The following is a 20,131-nucleotide window of genomic DNA, read 5'->3' as shown; positions in this document are numbered from 1 at the left end:
GACGGCGACTAGCACCTCCACGAGGAATTTCGAAGCGCGCTCAGTTCTTCGGCGGCTCGAAGTCCTGCGCCGCCAGCTCCTCGACGTTGACGTCCTTGAAGGTCAGCACCTTGACGTTCTTCGCGAAGCGCGCGGGTCGATACATGTCCCACACCCACGCGTCGGTCATCGACACCTCGAAGAACACGTCACCGGCCTCGGTGCGCGCCTTCACGTCCACGGCGTTGCAGAGATAGAAGCGCCGATCGGTCTCGACGACGTACTTGAAGATCCCCACCACGTCGCGGTACTCGCGGTAGAGCTTGAGCTCCATCTCGGCCTCGTACTTCTCGAGGTCCTCCGTGCTCATTGCGTCTCCTCCGCGCAGCGGTCTTCGGACGCTGGCGAGGATAGCCCCGCAGCCCGACGCACGTTGACGAAGCACCAGCGATGGATCTCGCACGGCCCGTGCTCGGCGAGCTCGGCGGTGTGCAGGGGCGTGATGTAGCCCTTGTGGACGTCGAAGGAGTACGCCGGGTAGTCCGCGGCGTACGCGGTCATGATCCGGTCGCGCGTCACCTTCGCGATCACCGACGCTGCGGCGATGCACGCCGCCACCCGGTCGCCCTTCCACACCGCCAGCCCGGGTACGCCGAGGCCGTCGACGGGGAACCCGTCGGTCAGGACGTACGCCGGACGCACCTCCAGCGCCGCGACGGCACGACGCAGCGCCTCGATGTTCGCGACGTGCATGCCGAGTCGGTCGCATTCGTCGTGCGGGACCACGACCACCGACCACGCCAGCGCCCGACGCACGACCTGCTCGTAGCACCGCTCGCGCGCCGCCTCGGTGAGCAGCTTGGAGTCGGCCAGACCGGGCACCTCACCGCGCCGCCCGTCGGGCAGGACCACGGCAGCCGCGACCAACGGTCCGGCACACGCACCGCGGCCGGCCTCGTCCGCACCGGCGACGGGGGTGAGCCCCGACCGCACGAGCGCGCGCTGGTAGCCGTACAGGCCGGCGTCACGGCGGATCGCCGTACCGCGGGGCAGGACAGTCATGGAGCACTCACCGACCAGCAGACCTCAGGATGCGTCCGGGACGTCCTCGAACGTCGCGGGACGTCGCATGATCTTCGCATTGTCGAGCGGCCAGACGACGCTGAAGACCTTGCCGACCACGTCCTCCACCGCGACCGTGCCGCCACCGGGGTCACCGAGGTGGAAGCGCGAGTCGGAGGAGTTCGGCCGGTTGTCGCCCATCAGCCACAGCCGGCCCTCGGGCACGTCGACCTCGAAGGGGTTCAGCGACGGCCGCACCCCGTCGAAGAGGTAGTCCTCCTCCTGGAGCGGCACCCCGTTGACGACCAGGCGGCCCCGCTTGGTGCAGCAGCGCACGTTGTCGCCTCCGACGCCGATGACCCGCTTCACCAGGTGCCCACCGGTCGGGAAGAGCCCGAACATCTCGAGCGTCTTGGTGAACGGGTTGTCGGCGGTGCGGATCTCGGCGGGGTCGAGCCAGCCGCCGGGGTCGGCGAAGACCACCACGTCACCGCGCTCGGGCCCGTCGCCGCCCCAGTAGGAGACCTTCTGCACGAGGATCCGGTCGTCCTTCACCAAGGTGTCGCGCATCGACCCGGACGGGATGTAGAACGCCTGGACGAAGAACGCCTTGATGACGATCGCGAGGGTCAGTGCGATGCCGAGCAGCAGGATGCTCTCCTGCCACACCGGCATGGACTTGCGATCCTTGCCGGCCTTGGTCTGCTGCTCGCGCGCCGCTTTGCGGTCCGCCCTGCTGGGGAACGGCTGGTCCCCATGGGGATGCCGCTCGTCCTCCGGGCTCGGGTCACTCACGCGGTGAGCCTAGGCCCTGGGAGGTGCCGACGATCAGGCGGTCGGGGTGGTGTCGCGACGCTCGCGGATCTTGGCCGCCTTGCCGCGCAGGTTGCGCAGGTAGTAGAGCTTCGCGCGGCGCACGTCACCGCGGGTGACGACCTCGATCTGCTCGAAGATGGGCGAGTGCAGCGGGAAGGTCCGCTCGACGCCGACCCCGAAGGAGACCTTGCGGACGGTGAAGGTGCGGCCGATGCCGGCGCCCTGGACGCGGATCACGACACCCTGGAAGACCTGCACGCGGGACCGGCTGCCCTCGATGACCTTCACGTGCACCTTGACGGTGTCACCGGCGCGGAACTCCGGGAGGTCGGTACGGCGGGTCGCCTCGGCGAGCACGTCGATCGGGTTGGTCTGAGCCATGATCACTCCTCACGGGCGCCACAGGTCACCCGCGGAACGTCGTTGTCATCGGGGCGGTCCGGCCGCGCATGCGGCGATGTCCGCGGCGCTCCCCCTGTGGCAGGCGGGCCGCCGACCCCCGCTCAGGCGGGCAGTCGAGACTTGGACCAAGGAGGAAGTCTGCCACACTCCCGCGCGTCGCCGGAAATCCGCCGCCCGCCCGGCCGCAGGGCTGAGCCGCCTGGTCCGAGCCCCCGAGCAGGGAGCCCTCAGCGCCGCGACCGGCGCCACAGCCGCGGGTCGACCCCGTCCCCGGGCACGGTGCGCTCGACGCCGGCCGGGACGCGCCCGCGCGCCTCGGTCAACAGCCAGGCGTCGACCCCCCGGTCCTGCAGGTCCGGCGCCACGACGAGCCGGTCGACGACGTACGCCGAGCCACGGACCCGGGTGCGCACGGAGCCGATCAGGCGCCCACCCTCGCGTACGACGAGGGTGTCGCCACGCGCCACCTCCGCGCGGACCTGCTCCAACGACTCAGCGCCGCCGACCTCCCCGGCCTGACCGGCCGCGACGCCGGAGGCGAGCCGCAACGTCCACAGCTCCCCTGCGTCGGCCGGCACGGCCGTCCGGAGCTCGAGCGCCCCCAGCCCCTCGACCGAGAGCGCGTGCACGGCCGGCAGCAGGTCCGGACGGCGTACGGCGGTGCGGGCCCGGGCCTGCTCGTGGCGCCAGCTCGCGATCCGTGCGTGGTCACCGCTGCGCAGGACCTCCGGCACCTCGCGCCCGCGCCAGACCTGCGGCTTGGTGTAGGTGGGGTACTCGAGCAGTCCGTCGGAGTGCGACTCCTCGACCAGCGACGCGGGGTTGCCCATGAACCCGGGCAGCAGACGCACCACGGCCTCGATGACCGCGAGCGCCGCCACCTCGCCACCGTTGAGCACATAGTCGCCCAGCGAGATCTCCCGCACCGGTCCCCGATCAGCGGCATCGTCGAGCACCCGCTGGTCGATGCCCTCGTAGCGCCCGCAGGCGAAGACGAGGTGCTGCTCGGCGGCGAGCTCCTCCGCGACGCGCTGGGTGAACCGCTCCCCCGACGGGGTCGGCACGACCAGGACCGCGCCGCCTGCAGGGTTCGGACCGCGGTCCAGGCAGTGGTCCAGCGCTTCCCCCCACGGCTCGGGCCGCATGACCATCCCGGCGCCGCCACCGTAGGGGGTGTCGTCGACGGTGCGGTGCCGGTCGGTGGTCCACTGCCGCAGGTCGTGGACGGCCACCTGGAGCAGTCCCGACTCCTGCGCCTTGCCCGGCAGCGACAGGCCCAGGGGCGCCAGGTAGTCCGGGAAGATCGTGACGACGTCGATCCGCATCCGCGGGCCGGCCGGAGCCGCGCTCACGACTCCCCCGCCTCCGGGTCGAGCAGACCGGGCCGGTCGGCCACCACAAGGAAGCCACCGGCCACGTCGACCGTCGGCACGAGCGCCTGCACGAACGGCACCAGCACCTCGCCGGCGTCGGTGCGCACGGCCAGCAGGTCCTGGGCGGCACCGTGGATGACCTCGGCGACGGTGCCGGCCACCTCGCCGTCGGGCGTACGGACCTCGAGGCCCTCGAGCTGGTGGTCGTAGAACTCCTCGGGATCCTCCGGGGTGTCCGTCGGGTCGAGGGTGACGGTCAGCAGCATGCCGCGCAGGAGCTCGGCGCGGGTGCGGTCGCCGAGTCCGGCGAAGGTCACCAGGAGACGGCTCTGGTGCCAACGGGTCCGCTCGACCTCGAGCGCGGCGGGGCAGTCTGCCGGGCGCTGGACCCCGCGGGGCGGTGTCACGTCCAGCCGTGCGCCGGTCGCGAACCGCTCCTCCGGCGCGTCGGTGCGGACGTCGACGGCGACCTCGCCGCGGACCCCGTGGGCGCGTCCCACCCGTCCGACGACCACCTCGGGGCGCTCGGCTGCTCGACTCATCAGGCGTTTCCTCTCGAGACGCGACAGAGCGGGGAGACCTCGGTCTCCCCGCTCTGTCGATGGTGCCAGTAGGTGCGTGCCGCTCAGCGGCGACGGTCCACGTCGACGAAGTCGACCCGGGCCCCGCCGCGACCTGCGAGCGCACCGATCACGGTGCGGAACGCTGTCGCCGTACGACCGTTGCGGCCGATGACCTTGCCGAGGTCGTCAGGGTGGACCCGGACCTCGAGCACAGAACCGCGCCGCAGCTGCTTGTCCCGGACACTGACGTCGTCGGGGTTGTCGACGACACCACGCACCAGGTGCTCGAGCGCCTCGGCGAGCACGCTCAGGCCTCGGTGCTCTCAGCCTCGGCCGGAGCCTCGGCGGTCTCCTCGGCCGGAGCCTCTGCTGCGGGCTCCTCGTCCTTCTTGGCCTTCTTGGTGACGGCCTCGCGGGCGGGAGCGTCGGACGCCTTGAGCGCCTCGTTGAAGATCTCGGCCTTGTCCCGCTTGGGCTCGGCCACCTTCAACGTGCCCTCGGTGCCCGGCAGGCCCTTGAACTTCTGCCAGTCGCCGGTGATCTTGAGCAGGGCCTCGACAGCCTCGGACGGCTGCGCGCCGACCCCGAGCCAGTACTGCGCCCGGTCGGAGACGACGTCGATGACCGACGGCTCCTCCTTGGGGTGGTACTTGCCGATCTCCTCGATGACCTTGCCGTCCCGCTTCTTGCGGGAGTCGACGACAACGACGCGGTAGTACGGCGCGCGGACCTTGCCCATGCGCTTGAGACGGATCTTGACGGCCACGGGTGTGGTGTCTCCTCGATGCTGGATGGAAGATGAGCGGGCCGCTCCCTGTGGGGCAAGGGCGACGCCGGCTCTACGGGCACGACACGCGATGGGTGAGAGGGTCCACGCGCGCCGAGACTCAGCGGGTCATTGTGCCAGAGGTACGGCGGGGCGAGAAATCAGGAGGCTCCGCCGGCAGCGATCAACGCGTCCCGCTCCGCGCGGCGTGCTTGCTGCTCGTCGGGGTCCGGCACGGGCACGGCGGCGACGAGGCGCTGGGTGTACGCCGCCTGCGGCTGGTGCGCAACCTGCGCTGCAGGCCCGACCTCGACGAGCTTGCCGTGGTGCAGCACCGCGATCCGGGAGGCCAGCATCTCCACGACCGCGAGGTCGTGGCTGATGAACAGGCAGCCGAACCCATGCTCGCGCTGCAGCTCCTGGAAGAGGTCGAGCACGCGCGCCTGCACCGAGACGTCGAGCGCCGAGGTCGGCTCGTCGGCGACGAGCAGCTCCGGCTCGAGCGCGAGGGCACGCGCGATGCCGACGCGCTGGCGCTGACCGCCCGACAGCTCGTGCGGGTAGCGGTTGCGCATCGCCCGCGACAGCTGCACCTGGTCGAGCAGCTCCTCCACCTTCCGCGACAGCTCGGCTCCCCGGAGGTTGGCGTGCAGCTGCAGCGGCTCGCCGATCGACTCGCCGATCGGGAAGCGCGGGTTGAGCGAGGAGCCCGGGTCCTGGAAGACGATGCCGACCCTGCGGCGCAACGGCTTGAGATCCTTGGCTTTCGCCCCCGCCATCTCGACACCGGCGACCTTCAGCGAGCCGGCGTGGATGGGCAGCAGGCCCACGGCGGCACGACCGATGGTCGTCTTGCCCGAGCCCGACTCCCCCACCAGCCCGACGATCTCGTTGCGCGCGATCGAGAACGTCACGTCGTCGATCGCCCGGAAGGCCGGCTGGGAGCCGCGCTTGGGATACTCGAGGACCAGGTTGGTGAGCTCCAGCACCGGCTCCGCAGGCGCAGCAGCACCAGCCAACGGATCGGGGTCGGGCTCGACCGGCTGCCGGCTGTGGGTGCCGAAGTGCGGGACCGCCGCCAGCAGCTGCTGGGTGTAGGGGTGCTGCGGGTCGTTGAAGATCTGGCGGGTCGGGCCCTGCTCGACGATCCGCCCGTCCTTCATCACCAGCACCCGGTCGGCCATGTCGGCGACGACACCCATGTCGTGGGTGATCAGGACGATGCCGGAGTCGAAGCGGTCCTTGAGGTCGCGGATCAGCTTGAGGATCTCGGCCTGGACGGTGACGTCGAGCGCCGTGGTCGGCTCATCCGCGATCAGCAGGGTCGGGTCGCAGGCCAGCGACTGGGCGATCATCGCGCGCTGTCGCTGACCACCGGAGAGCTGGTGGGGGAAGTTGTCGAAGCGTCGCTCGGGCTCGGGCATCTCCACGAGCCGGAGCAGCTCGAGAGCCCGCTCACGCGCCTCGTTGGGCGACATGGGCAGGTGGGAGCGGAGCATCTCCATGATCTGGAAGCCGATGGTGTAGACGGGGTTCAGCGCCGTCATCGGCTCCTGGAAGATCACCGAGATCTCCTGGCCGCGGATCCGCCGCGCGGCAGCACCGCGCAGGCCGAGGATCTCCTTGCCCTTGAGCTTCGCGCTGCCGGTGGCGCGCCCGTTGGGTGGCAGGAGACCCAGCAGCGACATCGACGACTGGGTCTTGCCGGAGCCGGACTCACCCACGATGGCGAGCACCTCGCCGGGGTGAACCTCATAGCTCACGTCGCGCGCGGCGGCGTGCCACTCACCGTCGACGTAGAACGACACCGAGAGGTCCTTGACCTCCAGCACGGGCTCACGTGTCGGGTCGGAGCTGGTCCGCGGACTCGGGTCGGGCGTGGTCACAAGACACCTTCCAGGTCTGTCAGAGTGTGGCCATGGCGTACGTGCAGACCTACCGCTCGGGTTGGTCCCGCTTCCTGGCGTTCGCCGCCATCGCGCTCGCCGTGGCGTTCGCCGTCTCGCTGCTGATCGCGGGCGACGCCCGCGGCGTGCTCCGCTGGACACCCGCGCTCCTGCTGCTCGCGGTGGGCGGGTGGCTGGCCTACGGACGTCCGCTCGTGCAGGTCGACGAGGACGGGGTGACGCTGCAGAACGTCCTGCAGCGCGTCGTCGTGCCGTGGCCGGCACTGGTGGAGATCGACAGCAGGTACGGCCTGCGCCTGGAGACGACCGACGGCAAGCGCTGGAGTGCCTGGGCGGTGCCGGCACCGGTCGGTGTGCAGCGGGCCCGCGGTCAGGAGACCGAGGCGGCCCTGCTGGTGCGCCAGCGCTGGGACCAGCTGCGCGGTCGCGGCGAGATCCCCGCCCGACCGGACGCCCAGGTCGTCGCCCAGCCCGACCCGGTCGCGCTGGCGACCATCGGTGCGCTCGCCGTCGCGACGCCGCTGGCCCTGCTGCTCCTGCGCTGACTGCTGGCGCGCTGACCGCGGGTGCGCTGGGCCCGCGGTCACGACGCGTCCTTGTCGCCGCGCTCGCTGGCCCGCAGGGCGCGGTCCATCTCCCGTGCCGAAGGGATCTTCTTCTGGCGCGGGTCGAAGGCGTCGCGGATGCCGTCACCGATGAAGTTGATCGACAGCGCGATGGCGATGATGAAGACGCCCGGCCACCAGAACAGCCACGGCCGCGTGCTGAACGCGGACTGGTACTCCGAGATCATCCGGCCCAGCGACACATCGGGCGCGCGTACGCCGAACCCGAGGAAGCTCAAGGCTGCCTCGAGCAGCACCGCGGCGGCCATCAGCAACGTGATGTTGACGATGATCACGCCCATGGCGTTGGGGATCATGTGCTTGCGGATGATCCGGAAGTTGCTCGCTCCGGCGACCTTGGCCGCGTCGACGAACTCGCGCTCGCGCAGCGACAGGAAGTCACCACGGACGAGTCGTGCCAGACCGGTCCAGGTGATCAGGCCAAGCACCAGCGCCAGCAGGAAGACGCCACCGGCGCCGGCCATCTTGCCCAGCACCGCACCGATGACGATCACCGGGAAGGTGATGACCAGGTCGGTCAGGCGCATCAGAGCCTGGTCGATCCAACCGCGGAAGTAGCCGGCTGCCGCACCCACGGCGACACCGATCACACCGGCAACGAGGCCGATGATGACCATCACCTGCAGCGAGGTCTGCACCCCGAGCATGGTGCGGGCGAAGATGTCACGCCCGATCTCGTCCTGGCCGAACGGCGCGTCGCCGAACGCCAGGCCCTCGCCACCGAGCCACGTCGGTAGACCCATCGTGGGCCGGCCACCGGGATTGATGACGGCGTTGGTGGCGTTGGGGTCCCACTTCCACCACCCGGGGAGCGGGCCGTAGCCGATCGAGGTCACCGAGAGCAGCAGGATGAGCAGCAGCGCGGTGGTGCCGGCGATCGCGCCGCGGTGGCGGACGAACTTGCGCAGGACGATGCGGCCCTGCGAGAGCCCCTCGACGTCCTTGAGCTCGATCGCGTTCTCGACCGACTCCTCGGGGGGGACGCTGCTGGGAGGCGTGGGCGTGGTCATGCCCGGATCCCTTCTGCGAGGCGTGCGTGTGTGCGGGCCGGCCGGCTCATGCGTTCACCCGGATCCGCGGGTCGAGCACGGCATAGACGAGGTCGGCGATGAAGTTCGCGATCACGGCGAGGATCGCCACGATCAACAGGTACGCCATCACCGGATCGATGATGTTGTGGGCCAGCGAGTCGACGAAGAGCTTGCCCATGCCGAACCAGCTGAAGATCGTCTCGGTGATCACCGCGCCGCCGACGAGCGTGATGATGTCGACCGGCACGATCGAGGCGAGCGGGATCAACGCGTTGCGGAAGGCGTGGCGCATCACCACGGTCCGCTCGGTGAGGCCCTTGGCGCGCGCCGTACGGATGTAGTCCTGGTTGAGCACCTCGAGCGTGCTGGCCCGCGTGTAGCGCGTGTAGGCCGCGAACGAGATGAGGATCAGCGTCAGCGTCGGCAGCACCAGGTGGGTCAGCAGGTCGAGGGTCTCCATCCAGAAGCTGCCCTCGAAGTTCGGCGTACGACGACCGAAGGTCGCGATGGGTCGCCCGCGGATGAGCCCACTGTTGGTGTAGCGCTCCCAGTTGACCAGGAGCTGCTCGAGGAACAGCAGCCCCGACACGGGGATCGCGGTGATCGCGGCGGTGCGCGCGGCACGCCAGCGGTCCGGCCCGCCCCACAGCAGACCGATGCCCATGCCGACCAAGACCGCGAGCACGCCCAGGCCGAGGATGATCGGCCAGCTCTCGTCGAGGTAGTACCAGAGGAACTGGATCGGGTAGTAGAGCGCGATGCCGAGGCCGGCCACGGTCAGCGCGGCGTAGAACGAGCGGCGGTCGCGGATGCCCGTCGAGAGCGTCGTGATCGCGATCGCGAAGGCGATCGCACCGATCGCGACGCCGACGATCGTCAGCTGGGGGTCGGTCAGCCAGTTGACCCAGTCGATGTAGAGCACGGCGAGCAGGGTCAGTCCGCCGGAGATGGCGAAGTTGCGCAACCGCATCAGGCGGGAGCCGCCCATCGCCGCGGTGGTGAACCCGCCGACGAGCAGCACCGTGCCGACGTAGAACCACAGCGGGATGCTCGGGTCGGCGAGGAAGTTGTTGAACTCGATGGCACCGAACTGCTTCAGCAGCACCGCGACCCAGAAGACGGGCAACGAGTAGAGCAGGAAGGAGACGAAGGTGATCGAGTAGTCGAAGCCCGTGTATTGCCGCAGCGCGCTCACCACGCCGACCAGCACGCCGAGGATGATCGCGAGCACCGTCGCCGCGGTGATCAGCTGCAGGGTGGTCGTGATCGCACCCGACAGCAGCGAGGTCACGGGCTGACCGGTCACCCAGTTGGTGCCGAGGTTGCAGCTGCCGGTGAAGCACTGCCCGACGCCTCCGAGCCAGTCGAGGTAGCGCACCAGGACCGGGTCATTGAGGTTGAGCAGGGCGATCCGGCTCTCGAGCAGCTGCGCCTTGTTGGGCGCCGTGCTCAGGCGCAGGTCCTCGAGCGGGTCGATGGACAGGTCCACCAGGACATACATGATGAGCGTCGAGACCAGGACCACCAGGCTCGAGGTGAGCAGGCGCCGGGCGAAGAACATGATCATGAGAAGTCGCGCAACCTTCGAACGATGCGGTCGGGAGGCCGACCGGTCGGTGTGGGGCCGGATCGAGACTCGGGCCGAGAGTCTCTCCCCAGCCTGGCGAGAGGAGCGCCGCCGGAGTCGACGACGCCCCTCTCGGATGCAGGTGCCGCCGGTGGGCGGGGCGCTGGGCGCCCCGGCCACCGTCGGTCAGCTGACGATCAGCTCTCCGGAACCTTCCAGTCCCAGAAGGCGTGGAAGATCGTCGGGTTCAGCGGAGCGGGCGAGACGTTCTCGATCCGGTCGCTACGCCAGGCGGCCACGGCCGGGAACTGGAACAGCGTCGTACCGATCTGGTCCTCGACCAGCAGCTTCTCGATCTCCATCTGGATGTTGAGCTGCTCGTCGGCGTCGGTGGTGACCGCCAACTGGTCGAACAGCGCGTCAACCTCCTCGTTGGAGTAGCCGATGAGGTTGTTCAGGCCACCGGTGCCGTAGGTCGGCTGGCTCTCCGAGACGGCGGTCGAGGTCGACTGCCACGCGAAGAACACCGCGTCGTACGTGCCGTCACCGAGCTTGGAGCCCCAGTCGACGTTGCGACGGTCGATGAGGTTGAAGCCGGCCTCGGCCAGCACCGGCTTGGCGATCGCGAAGAGGTTCTCGCGACGCACGTTGCCCTCGGCGAACATCGTCCGGACGTCGATCGGCGTGTCGACGCCGGCGTCGGCCAGGATCTGCTGCGCGGCCTCGACGTCACCGGTGTGCTGGTCGGCCATGCCGTTGGAGCCGGCGATCTCGTCGTAGCCGGGGGCACCGGGGGTGACGAGGAACGAGTTGCGGACCTCAGCGTCCTCCTGCAGCGGCGTGACCAGCTTGTCGACGACCTCCTGGCGCGGGAACGCGGTCAGGAACGCCTTGCGGACCTCGCGAGCCGTGGCCTCGTCGCCGCCGTACGACGCCGGGTCGAACGGACCGCCGTTGTTGAACACCAGGTCGACGTGCTCGTAGGTGCCCTCGACGCCGGTCTCGACCTCGACACCGTCGATGGCCTCGACGCGCTGAAGCACGTCGGTGGTGGCCTGCGGGGCGAACAGGTCGAGCTCGCCGTTCTCGAGCGCCTGGGCCTGCGCGAGCGGGTCCTCGTTCCAGCGGACGGTGACCGTCTCGATGCTGGCGGCGTGGTCGCCTTCGTAGTCCTCGTTGGCCTTGAGGGTGATGTACTGGTTCTCGACGAACTCGGTCATGAGGTACGCGCCCGAGGACAGGTACAGCGACGGGTCGTCGGGCAGCGACGAGTAGTCGTAGCCGGAGTTCCAGAAGTTTGCGATCTGCGAGAGCGCGGCGTTGTCCTTGTTGTTGACCGCGTCGATGAGGGCCTGCTTGGCCTCCATCGGGTCCTCGATGCCGAGCGCCTGCTGAGCCGTGACGTGCGCCGGGACGTTGGCGCCCATCATGAGCTCCCAGTCGGCGAACGGCTCGTCGAAGACGAGCGTGATGGAGCGGCCGTCCTCGGAGATCTCGGGGGTCTGGGTCACGAGGCTCAGGCCGGCCGAGGAGGAGTCGAAGAAGACGCCGTCACCGGGCTCGGGCACGTTGGTGTCGGGGTTGCGCTCGACCTCACCCGCGCTCACGGTGTTGAGGTGACCGCCCTGGGAGGCCCAGGTCAGCAGCAGGTCGGCCGCGTCGAGAGGCGTGCCGTCGGACCACTGGGTGTTCTCGTTGACCGTCCAGGTGACGGTCAGCGGGTCCTCGGACTCCAGCTCGTAGGTGCCGAACGACTCGTCCTGGACGAGCTCCTGGTCGGCGTTGTAGTAGTTGAAGCCGCCGTTCATCATGTACTTGATGATCGAGTTCGCGGTGGCGTTGCCGTTCGAGGTGTTCTCGTTGTACGAGTAGAACGGCTGGTTCCAACCGACGGTGACGGCGGTGTTCGCCGCGGGGCCCTCCGAGGAGCCCTCGTCGTCGGCCGGGGGCGAGCACGCGGCCGCCACCATCCCGAGCGTCACCGCTACTGCGGCGACTGTGAACTTCCTGATCTTCACGGATCCTCCAGATCTCGTCTGATGCCGTGGTGATCGTCGCGCGAGGCTAAGTCACCCGATCGACGTCCACCCTCTGCGCGGACAGTAGTCATCAAACGTTGCCGGTTGGCCCACGCATCAGAGTCGGGACCGCATCGTTACGCAAGTGAGACGCGTGTCTTCTCACCGTCCTGACGACGCGTAAGCGTCACACGACGCTCCCGCAGCCGGCTCGCGCGTGCGCTCAGGCGACGACGCGACCGCGCAGCACCACGGTCCGCGGGTGCTGCAGGACGCGCAGGTCGGCCAACGGGTCGGCGTCGTACACGACGAAGTCGGCCATCGCTCCCGGCGTCAGGACGGCGTCGAACCCGAGCCAGGCGCGTCCCTTCCAGGACGCCGCGGCGAGCGCGTCCTGCGCGCTCAGCCCGTACGCCGTCAGCTCGAGCACCTCCTCGGCGAGCAGGCCGTGCGGTTGGACCCCACCGGCGTCGGTGCCGGCGTAGATCGCGACCCCGGCGTCGTACGCCGCACCGATGGTCTCCTTGCGCCGCGCGAAGAGGTCCCGCATGTGGGCGGCGTAGCCGGGGAACTTCTCCTCACCCGAGGCGGCGTACTCCGGGAAGTTGAGCAGCTGTTTGACCGTCGGCACGAGCGCCACACCCCGCTCCGCCATGAGCCCCACGAGGTCGGGAGACAGCCCGGTGCCGTGCTCGATGCAGTCGATGCCGGCCTCGATCAGGTCGGGCAGCGCCTCCTCGCCGAAGACGTGCGCGGTCACCCGGGCGCCGTGCGCGTGGGCGACCTCCATCGCCGCCTCCAACACGTCGCGCGGCCACAGCGGAGCCAGGTCTCCACGGTCGCGGTCGATCCAGTCCCCCACCAGCTTCACCCAGCCGTCGCCGCGCTGGGCTTCCTGGGCGACGTACGCCGGCAGCTCCTCCGGCTCGAACTCGTGGCCGTAGTTGCGGATGTAGCGCTTCGGCCGCGCCAGGTGCCGGCCTGCGCGCACGAGCCGGGGCAGGTCCTCACGGTCGTGCACCCAGCGCGTGTCGGCCGCGGAGCCGCAGTCGCGCAGCAGCAGCGCGCCCGAGTCGCGGTCGGCGATGGCCTGCGCCTCGGTGGTGGCCTCGTCGACCGCGCCACCGGAGTCGAGACCGATGTGACAGTGGGCATCGACCAGGCCCGGGACGATCCACCCGTCGGTGCAGACCACCTCGGCATCGGCCACGGGCTCGGGGGCGATCACACCGCCGACGACGTCGAACGTGCGTCGTTCGCCGTCAGGCAGGACGATGCCGGTGAAGCGCAGGACGGTCGAGGCAGCCATGGCCCGACGCTACCCGGTCGCTCCCCCGTCACTCACCCGTCACAGGGTCGCGGAACGCCACGGACGGGTAGCCGGTGTCGAAGTGCATGTAGTCGGGCACGTCGATGTTCTGCCAGATCCAGCCCTCGTCGATGAACGCCTGCCACACCGGGCCGCCCTCGAGGATCTTGCCCGGACCGGGCGTGCGCTCCTTGAACTCCGGTCCCGGGAACCAGCACTGACAGCGCAGGTCGATCCAGGGGTTCTCGCGCGGGTTGATGTCGATCGCGCGGCCGTTGGCGTGCGGCGACGCCTGCTGCGGGGCGTTGATCTGGTCGGGCCGACGGCAGTTGTAGGAGGCCGTGTTGTCGGCGCGCAGGCTGGCGTGGCTGTCGCCGCCGTAGTGCTCCAGCGGCCGCATCCGGCGGATCGGGAATTCCTCGTCGAACAGCTTCGTGAACACCCGCGCGACGCTCGCCGCCACGTCGGCGTTGACGACGAGCACGCCGCGCTTCACCCGCCCGTCGAACGTGTGGTGGTTGACCACGACCCGGCTCAGCTGCTCCCGGCTGGTGATCGGGCAGCCCGCGTAGGCCATCCCGGCTGCGACGATGCGGTTCCACTGCGCCTGGGTCACCGGGCGCACGCGGGCGTCGGCCGTGGTCGGTTCGGGCTCCTGCGTCGGCGTCGGGTCCGGGCTCGGGCTGGGGGTGGGGTCCGGCGTCGACGACGGCTCCGGTTCCGGCGCGGGTGCGGAGCTCGCCGGCGCCGACGGGCTGGGCTCGTCATCGGCCAGCAGGTCCTCCACCGCGCCGCATCCGGACAGTGCCAGGGTCAGCGTGAGGCCGAGCGCGGCGAGGGACCACCGCAACGGCGTACGCCGTCGGCTCCGGGACGGGCGCCGGGTCACTGCTTGAGGTACTTCGCCAGGTCGTCGGGCAGCTGCAGGTCGGCCGGGTCGAGGTCTTGGTCAGCCGGGAGGCCGAACGGGTTGGCGGCCGCGGGGGCCGGGGCCTCCTTGCCCTGCTGGGCGCGCTTGGCGGGGTTGCCCGAGACGCGCTTGCCCTTGGCCTTGCCCTTCTTGGCCGTCTGCTTGCCCTTGCCTCGCTTGCCGGCGCCGGGCATCCCCATCCCCGGCATCCCCGGCATGCCGGGGATCCCCCCGCCGCGGGCCATCGTCTGCATCATCTTCTTGGCCTCGAAGAACCGGTCGACCAGCGTGTTGACGTCGGAGACCTTGGTGCCGGAGCCCCGGGAGATGCGGGCGCGCCGGGAGCCGTCGATCATCTTCGGGTTGGCCCGCTCGGCCGGCGTCATCGAGAGGATGATGGCCTGGATCCGGTCGATCTCGCGCTCGTCGAAGTTCTCGAGCTGCTCGCGCATCTGCCCCGCACCGGGCAGCATCCCGAGGATCTTCGACAGCGAGCCCATCTTGCGCACGGCCTGCATCTGCTCGAGGAAGTCCTCGAGGGTGAAGTCGCCTCCCTGACCGGTGAGCTTGGCGGCTGCCTTCTCCGCCTGCGCGACGTCGAAGGACTTCTCCGCCTGCTCGATCAGGCTGAGCATGTCGCCCATGTCGAGGATGCGCGAGGCCATCCGATCGGGGTGGAACAGGTCGAAGTCGGTCAGCTTCTCGCCAGAAGAGGCGAACATGACCGGCCGCCCGGTGACCGAGCGGATGGACAGCGCCGCGCCACCACGAGCGTCGCCGTCGAGCTTGGTGAGCACGACCCCGTCGAAGCCGACACCGTCGAGGAACGCCTGAGCCGTGGAGACCGCGTCCTGACCGATCATCGCGTCGACGACGAAGAGCACCTCGTCGGGCTGCACGGCATCGCGGATGTCGGCGGCCTGCTGCATCATCTCGGCGTCGACACCCAGGCGACCGGCGGTGTCGACGATGACCACGTCGTGCAGGGTGCGGCGCGCTTCGTCGATCGCCGTACGCGCCACCGCGACCGGGTCGCCGACGCCGTTGCCGGGCTCGGGCGCGAAGACGGTTACTCCGGCACGCTCACCGTTGACCTGGAGCTGCTTGACGGCGTTGGGTCGCTGCAGGTCGGCGGCAACCAGCATCGGGCTCTTGCCCTGGCCCTTGAGCCACAACGCGAGCTTGGCTGCGAGCGTCGTCTTGCCGGCGCCCTGGAGGCCCGCGAGCATGATCACGGTCGGGGGGTTCTTGGCGAACCGGATGCGCCGGGTCTCCCCACCCAGGATCGTCACGAGCTCCTCGTTGACGATCTTCACGACCTGCTGCGCGGGGTTCAGCGCTCCGGTGACCTCGGCGCCCCGGGCACGCTCCTTGACCGCTGCCACGAACTCCTTGACGACCGGCAGGGCGACGTCGGCCTCCAGCAGGGCGATGCGGATCTCGCGTGCGGTCGCGTCGATGTCGGCCTCGGACAGGCGACCCTTGCCGCGCAGTTGCTTGAAGGTGTCAGCAAGGCGGTCGGAGAGCGTGGCGAACAAAGTGGTTCATCCTCGAGTCGTCGTGCGCCGGGCCCCTGCCCGGCACGGGTGTGTCGAGGCGGACCGCAGGCGGTGCGGTCAGCCGTGGTCCAGCGTAACGGCGGCGAGCAGCGCTGTGCGTACGGCGTGGGCGGCCGCGTCCGCGCGCTCGGGCGACAACGGGCCGCCGCCGGGCTCCTGCACGTAGAACACGTCGACCGCCTGCGGGCCCCAGGTCGCGATGTGGGCCGAGCGCACGGAGATCCCCTCGGCTGCGAGGGTGGCGGCCACCAGGTGGACCACCCCCGGCCGGTCATCCATGCGCACCTCGAGCACCGTGGCCCGATCAGAGGCCTCCGCACACACCGTGACCGTGGGTTCGAGCCGCGCCGGCGTCGGCCGTGCGAGACGGCTGCTCGGATCGAGGCGACCCGCCTCGATCGCCTCGAGCCGGGTGGCGAGCAACGCCGGGTCCGCCGCGGTGTCCTCGACCTCCCAGACCGAGATCCCCCACCCGTCCGTCGACCAGGCCCGAGCGCCGTGCACGCGGATGCGCTGCAGCGCGAGCACCGCCGCCACGTCGGCGAGCAACCGGGTCCGGTCGGGCGCGACCACCGTCACGCGCTGGCCCCCGGGCACGTCCTCGACGGTGAGTCGACGCCGTACCGGTAGCGGCTCCGCGGCCCCCGTCGGCCCGTCGTCGGCTGGGGTCTCGTCCTCACTTGCGGGTGCCGACCCGAGTGCCGCCAGGCACCGGCGGGCCAGGTCGTCGATCAGCGCCGCACGCCACGGCGTCCACGCCTTCGGAGCGGTCGCACGGGCGTCCGCCTCGCTGAGCTGGCGCAGCAGCTCGATGTCCGCCACCGTCGGCAGGTGCTCGACCACCGCGGCGACCGTCGCCGGGTCCTCAGGGTCGCGCGTGGTTGCCGTCCCGGCCAGCAGCAGGTGCCAGCGCACCAGCCGAGCGATCTGCGCGACGTCGGGGTCCGAGAATCCCAGCCGACGCGCGATCGTTCGTGCCACCGGCTCACCGGCGACGCTGTGGTCGACAGTCCCTCCCTTGCCGATGTCGTGGAGCAGCGCTGCGACCACCAGCAGGTCCGGCCGAGCGACCCGGCGGATGAGCCGGGCGGCCTCGATGCAGGTCTCCACGACGTGCCGATCGACGGTGTAGCGGTGCACGACCGAGGCGTGCGGCAACAGTCGGATCTGCTCCCACTCGGGCAGCAGTCGCGGCAGCGCGCCGGTCTCGTCCAGGGTCTCCCACACCGCGCGCAGCCCCTCCCCGGAAGCGAGCAGCCGGACCAGCAGACCGCGCGCCTCCTCCGGCCACGGGTCCGGCAGCGCGGCAGCCTCCCGCGCCAGTCGTGCCGCTGTCGGTGGCGCCAGCACGAGTCCGCGCTCGGCGGCCTCCGCGGCTGCCCGCAGCAACAGCGTGGGATCGAGGTCCGGACGCGCGCGCGGCGCCAGCACCACCTCGCCATCGGCGATCGCCACACCCTGCCCGAGGGGCTGGAGGTCGGGTCGGCGGCCCAGACGCGGCGTACGACGCCGACCCAGCGCGGCATCCACCCGCCGCCAGGTGAGCCGGGACAGGTGCGTCATCCGGCGCGCCTGGCTGCGCACGTGACGCTGTGCGGCCCGCTCGTCGGCGAGGCCGAGGTGACGAGCCACGCCCTCCCAGTGCTCGGGCGCGACCCGGTCGGTCGCCCGCCCCGCGACCGCGTGCAGCGCGTCGCGCGCGTCCAGCAGGTGGGTGCGGCACCGCTCGAGGTCCGCGTGCGGCACGTCGACCAACCAGGTCGCGACCAGGGCCTTGAGGACCGTGGCGTCGCGCAGTCCCCCGGCGGACTCCTTGAGGTCGGGTACGGCGGCGTGCGCCAGCTCGCCGAGCCGCTCGCCGCGAGCTCGCACGATCTCCTGCAGGGCGGGGAGTCGATCTCTGGCCGACTGGCGCCACTGCGCGAGCACCGCCGTGCGAAGTCGCAGCGTCAGGTTCGGGTCGCCGGCGAGGTGGCGCAGGTCCAGCAGGCCGAGGGCCACCCGCAGGTCGTCGGCCGCGGCGGAGGAGCACTGTTCGAGGCTGCGTACGGAGTGGTCGATGCTCGCTCCGGAGTCCCACAACGGGTACCAGAGCGCGGCGGCTTCCTCGCCCAAGGTGACCTGGTCGTCGTGGATCAGCACGATGTCGAGGTCGCTGTGCGGCGCGAGCTCTCCTCGGCCGTAGCCACCGACGGCCACCAGCGCCACGCCATCGGCGGGCAGCGCCGTCTGCTCGTAGGCCGAGCGGACGAGCTCGTCGGCAGCGTCGCGTCGGTGCAGGCGCTCGGTGGCGGTCATGGGTGGTGTCGTCCTCGTCGTCGAGCCCCGGACACGCCCACGGGCACGACCCGCCTGGCTGGCGGATCGTGCCCGGTGGGCAGCACGGGACGAGCGTGTCAGTCCCGCGTCAGATTGCGGCGGTGTCGGTGTCTCCGGTGCGGACCCGGACGACGCTGTCGACCGGGGTCACCCACACCTTGCCGTCACCGATCCGACCGGTCTGCGCGGTCTTCACGATGATGTCGACGACGTCTTGGGCGTCCGGACCGTCGACCACGATCTCCAAGCGGATCTTGGGGACCAGGGCGATGTCGTACTCCGCCCCTCGGTAGACCTCGGTGTGGCCCTTCTGCCGGCCATAGCCCGAGACCTCGCTGACCGTCATGCCGGTCACTCCGAAAGTCTCGAGGGCCTCGCGGACCTCTTCCCACTTGTGCGGCTTGATCACCGCGGTGACGAGCTTCATGCCGTTACTCCTTCGGAGGCAGGTGCGCTGGTAGCGGTGGGGAGCGATCCACGACGCACGGCGCCAACGCCGCCGAAGTCGTAGCCGGACTCACCGTGTTCGACGGAGTCGATGCCTGCGGCTTCGTCCTCCTCGGTGATGCGCCACCCCATGATGGCCTTCAGGGCGAGCGCGATGAGGAGGGTGAGCACACCGCTCCACAGCATGGCGAACGCGGCGATCGCGATCTGGACGACCAGCAGCTTGATGCCGTCGCCGTAGAGGAGACCACCCGAGGTGGCGATGAAGCCGAGGGCCACGGTGCCGACCAGGCCACCAACAAGGTGGACGCCGACCACGTCGAGCGAGTCGTCATACCCGAGCTTGTACTTCAGGCCCACGGCCAGGGCGCACAGCGCACCGGCGACCAGACCCAGGCCGATCGCGCCCACCGGGCTGACATCGCCGGCGGCCGGGGTGATCGCGACCAGACCGGCGACGATGCCCGAGGCGGCACCGAGCGAGGTGGCCTCGCCGTCGCGGATCTTCTCCACGACCAGCCAGCCGATGATGGCCGCGGCGGTACAGGTGGTGGTGTTGACCCAGGCCAGACCGGCCGCGCCGTCGGCCCCGTACGCCGAACCGCCGTTGAAGCCGAACCAGCCGAACCACAGCAGACCCGCGCCGAGCATGACCAGTGGCAGGTTGTGCGGACGCATCGGCTCCTTGCCGAAGCCCTTGCGGGCACCGATGACCAGGGCGAGCACCAGCGCGGCCACCCCGGCGTTGATGTGGACCACGGTGCCGCCGGCGAAGTCGATCGGGGCGACCTCGGCGACGCCGTCGACCGCGCCGAAGATCAGCGCCGCCAGACCATCCTCGGAGTCACCCAGGAAGCCGCCGCCCCACACCTGGTGGGCCAGCGGGAAGAAGCAGGCGGTGGCCCAGATCGCGGTGAAGACCATCCAGGTCGAGAACTTCACGCGGTCGGCGATGGCGCCGCTGATCAGGGCGACGGTGATGATGGCGAAGGTCGCCTGGAAGCCGACGTCGACGATGACCGGCAGGCCGCCGGAGAGGACGTACTCGCCGGCGTCGTCCAGGATCGTGCCCTGCAGGCCGAACTGCTCGAAGGGGTTGCCGAAGAGCCCACCGACGGTGCCGTCGGAGTAGGACATCGACCAGCCCCACAAGACGTAGACCACGCCGATCACGCCCATGGCGCCGAACGACATCATCATCATGTTCAGCACCGACTTGGAGCGGACCATGCCCCCGTAGAACAGCGCCAGACCGGGGGTCATGAGGAGGACCAGGGATGCGGAGGTCAGCATCCAGGCGGTGATGCCCGGATCCAGTACTTCTTCCATGTGCGGAACCTCGTGTTCGTGTCGCGGGAGGAGTCCGGCGACGCGTAACGACGCTGTTCGGCGGGCGCGGGCTCCAGGTGGAGACACTGTGACGAGCCGAGGTTTCAGCCCGCGTCGTCAATCGTGACGACTGTGTGACGAGTGCGGG

At 70.3% G+C, this 20,131-nt stretch carries 19 protein-coding genes; 1 reads left to right on the top strand and 18 read right to left on the bottom strand.

Annotated elements, in window-relative coordinates:
• Window positions 1–40: 40 nt before the first annotated feature.
• From J2S59_RS11965 to J2S59_RS11925, 9 genes are all read right to left on the bottom strand, one after another.
• Window positions 41–349 carry a DUF2469 domain-containing protein gene (locus tag J2S59_RS11965; RefSeq protein ID WP_068121820.1) on the bottom strand — a complete coding sequence of 103 codons (309 nt, stop codon included), beginning with the start codon at window positions 347–349 and terminating at the stop codon, window positions 41–43.
• The gene (locus tag J2S59_RS11960) at window positions 346–1,041 is read right to left on the bottom strand and encodes a ribonuclease HII (protein WP_068121817.1); all 696 of its coding nucleotides are present in this window, start codon (window positions 1,039–1,041) and stop codon (window positions 346–348) included. Before J2S59_RS11960 ends, J2S59_RS11965 begins: the two co-directional genes overlap by 4 nt.
• A gap of 24 nt (window positions 1,042–1,065) precedes the next feature.
• On the bottom strand, window positions 1,066–1,836 hold the full coding sequence (lepB, locus tag J2S59_RS11955) for a signal peptidase I (protein WP_246360392.1): 771 nt from the start codon (window positions 1,834–1,836) through the stop codon (window positions 1,066–1,068).
• Between the two features lie 33 nt (window positions 1,837–1,869).
• On the bottom strand, window positions 1,870–2,238 hold the full coding sequence (rplS, locus tag J2S59_RS11950) for a 50S ribosomal protein L19 (protein WP_306825145.1): 369 nt from the start codon (window positions 2,236–2,238) through the stop codon (window positions 1,870–1,872).
• A 248-nt stretch (window positions 2,239–2,486) separates the two neighbouring features.
• Window positions 2,487–3,611, bottom strand: coding sequence for a tRNA (guanosine(37)-N1)-methyltransferase TrmD (gene trmD / locus J2S59_RS11945; RefSeq protein WP_246360226.1), 1,125 nt, complete (start codon window positions 3,609–3,611; stop codon window positions 2,487–2,489).
• Complete coding sequence (gene rimM / locus J2S59_RS11940) at window positions 3,608–4,174, bottom strand: ribosome maturation factor RimM (RefSeq protein WP_068119760.1); 567 nt, start codon at window positions 4,172–4,174, stop codon at window positions 3,608–3,610. Before rimM ends, trmD begins: the two co-directional genes overlap by 4 nt.
• A gap of 83 nt (window positions 4,175–4,257) precedes the next feature.
• Window positions 4,258–4,500 carry an RNA-binding protein gene (locus J2S59_RS11935; RefSeq protein ID WP_068119761.1) on the bottom strand — a complete coding sequence of 81 codons (243 nt, stop codon included), beginning with the start codon at window positions 4,498–4,500 and terminating at the stop codon, window positions 4,258–4,260.
• Window positions 4,501–4,502: 2 nt separating this feature from the next.
• Window positions 4,503–4,961, bottom strand: coding sequence for a 30S ribosomal protein S16 (gene rpsP, locus J2S59_RS11930; protein WP_068119763.1), 459 nt, complete (start codon window positions 4,959–4,961; stop codon window positions 4,503–4,505).
• Between the two features lie 161 nt (window positions 4,962–5,122).
• Entirely contained in the window at window positions 5,123–6,847 is a 1,725-nt protein-coding gene (locus tag J2S59_RS11925; protein ID WP_306825144.1) for an ABC transporter ATP-binding protein, read from the bottom strand.
• Between the two features lie 32 nt (window positions 6,848–6,879).
• Here J2S59_RS11925 and J2S59_RS11920 point away from each other — a divergent pair, with 32 nt between their 5' ends.
• Complete coding sequence (locus tag J2S59_RS11920) at window positions 6,880–7,413, top strand: PH domain-containing protein (protein ID WP_181641453.1); 534 nt, start codon at window positions 6,880–6,882, stop codon at window positions 7,411–7,413.
• A 38-nt stretch (window positions 7,414–7,451) separates the two neighbouring features.
• On the opposite strand, the gene J2S59_RS11915 is transcribed toward J2S59_RS11920, so the two are convergent.
• The 9 genes from J2S59_RS11915 to J2S59_RS11875 all read right to left on the bottom strand — a co-directional run bounded on the left by J2S59_RS11915 (window position 7,452) and on the right by J2S59_RS11875 (window position 19,983).
• Window positions 7,452–8,504, bottom strand: a complete 1,053-nt coding sequence (locus J2S59_RS11915; protein ID WP_068116687.1) for an ABC transporter permease — start codon at window positions 8,502–8,504, stop codon at window positions 7,452–7,454.
• A gap of 46 nt (window positions 8,505–8,550) precedes the next feature.
• Window positions 8,551–10,092, bottom strand: coding sequence for an ABC transporter permease (locus tag J2S59_RS11910; protein ID WP_068116686.1), 1,542 nt, complete (start codon window positions 10,090–10,092; stop codon window positions 8,551–8,553).
• Between the two features lie 197 nt (window positions 10,093–10,289).
• Window positions 10,290–12,110, bottom strand: a complete 1,821-nt coding sequence (locus J2S59_RS11905) for an ABC transporter family substrate-binding protein (RefSeq protein WP_068116685.1) — start codon at window positions 12,108–12,110, stop codon at window positions 10,290–10,292.
• A gap of 223 nt (window positions 12,111–12,333) precedes the next feature.
• Entirely contained in the window at window positions 12,334–13,419 is a 1,086-nt protein-coding gene (locus tag J2S59_RS11900) for an amidohydrolase family protein (protein ID WP_068116683.1), read from the bottom strand.
• Between the two features lie 28 nt (window positions 13,420–13,447).
• Complete coding sequence (locus tag J2S59_RS11895; RefSeq protein WP_246360053.1) at window positions 13,448–14,308, bottom strand: M15 family metallopeptidase; 861 nt, start codon at window positions 14,306–14,308, stop codon at window positions 13,448–13,450.
• Window positions 14,305–15,867, bottom strand: a complete 1,563-nt coding sequence (gene ffh / locus J2S59_RS11890) for a signal recognition particle protein (protein ID WP_068116681.1) — start codon at window positions 15,865–15,867, stop codon at window positions 14,305–14,307. The genes J2S59_RS11895 and ffh overlap by 4 nt, the downstream gene beginning before the upstream one ends.
• Before the next feature lie 78 nt (window positions 15,868–15,945).
• Window positions 15,946–18,288 carry a [protein-PII] uridylyltransferase gene (locus J2S59_RS11885; protein ID WP_306825460.1) on the bottom strand — a complete coding sequence of 781 codons (2,343 nt, stop codon included), beginning with the start codon at window positions 18,286–18,288 and terminating at the stop codon, window positions 15,946–15,948.
• A 7-nt stretch (window positions 18,289–18,295) separates the two neighbouring features.
• A complete protein-coding gene (locus J2S59_RS11880; RefSeq protein ID WP_068121920.1) occupies window positions 18,296–18,634 on the bottom strand; it encodes a P-II family nitrogen regulator in 339 nt (112 codons plus the stop codon).
• Window positions 18,631–19,983, bottom strand: coding sequence for an ammonium transporter (locus tag J2S59_RS11875; RefSeq protein WP_068121923.1), 1,353 nt, complete (start codon window positions 19,981–19,983; stop codon window positions 18,631–18,633). The genes J2S59_RS11880 and J2S59_RS11875 overlap by 4 nt, the downstream gene beginning before the upstream one ends.
• Between the last annotated feature and the right edge of the window lie 148 nt (window positions 19,984–20,131).

It is taken from the genome of Nocardioides massiliensis (genome assembly GCF_030811215.1).
GTDB classification, from domain to species: domain Bacteria; phylum Actinomycetota; class Actinomycetes; order Propionibacteriales; family Nocardioidaceae; genus Nocardioides_A; species Nocardioides_A massiliensis.
The sequence above is the reverse complement of the archived record's forward strand: the minus strand, read 5'-3'. Positions and strand labels throughout refer to the sequence as shown.

Excerpts from the sequence above, each read along its gene's own strand:
- J2S59_RS11960 (WP_068121817.1), bottom strand. The coding sequence starts at position 1,041 with ATGACTGTCCTGCCCCGCGGTACGGCGATCCGCCGTGACGCCGGCCTG.
- J2S59_RS11875 (WP_068121923.1), bottom strand. The coding sequence starts at position 19,983 with ATGGAAGAAGTACTGGATCCGGGCATCACCGCCTGGATGCTGACCTCC.
- J2S59_RS11965 (WP_068121820.1), bottom strand. The coding sequence starts at position 349 with ATGAGCACGGAGGACCTCGAGAAGTACGAGGCCGAGATGGAGCTCAAG.
- J2S59_RS11920 (WP_181641453.1), top strand. The coding sequence starts at position 6,880 with ATGGCGTACGTGCAGACCTACCGCTCGGGTTGGTCCCGCTTCCTGGCG.
- J2S59_RS11880 (WP_068121920.1), bottom strand. The coding sequence starts at position 18,634 with ATGAAGCTCGTCACCGCGGTGATCAAGCCGCACAAGTGGGAAGAGGTC.
- J2S59_RS11910 (WP_068116686.1), bottom strand. The coding sequence starts at position 10,092 with ATGATCATGTTCTTCGCCCGGCGCCTGCTCACCTCGAGCCTGGTGGTC.
- rplS (WP_306825145.1), bottom strand. The coding sequence starts at position 2,238 with ATGGCTCAGACCAACCCGATCGACGTGCTCGCCGAGGCGACCCGCCGT.
- J2S59_RS11900 (WP_068116683.1), bottom strand. The coding sequence starts at position 13,419 with ATGGCTGCCTCGACCGTCCTGCGCTTCACCGGCATCGTCCTGCCTGAC.
- rimM (WP_068119760.1), bottom strand. The coding sequence starts at position 4,174 with ATGAGTCGAGCAGCCGAGCGCCCCGAGGTGGTCGTCGGACGGGTGGGA.
- J2S59_RS11915 (WP_068116687.1), bottom strand. The coding sequence starts at position 8,504 with ATGACCACGCCCACGCCTCCCAGCAGCGTCCCCCCCGAGGAGTCGGTC.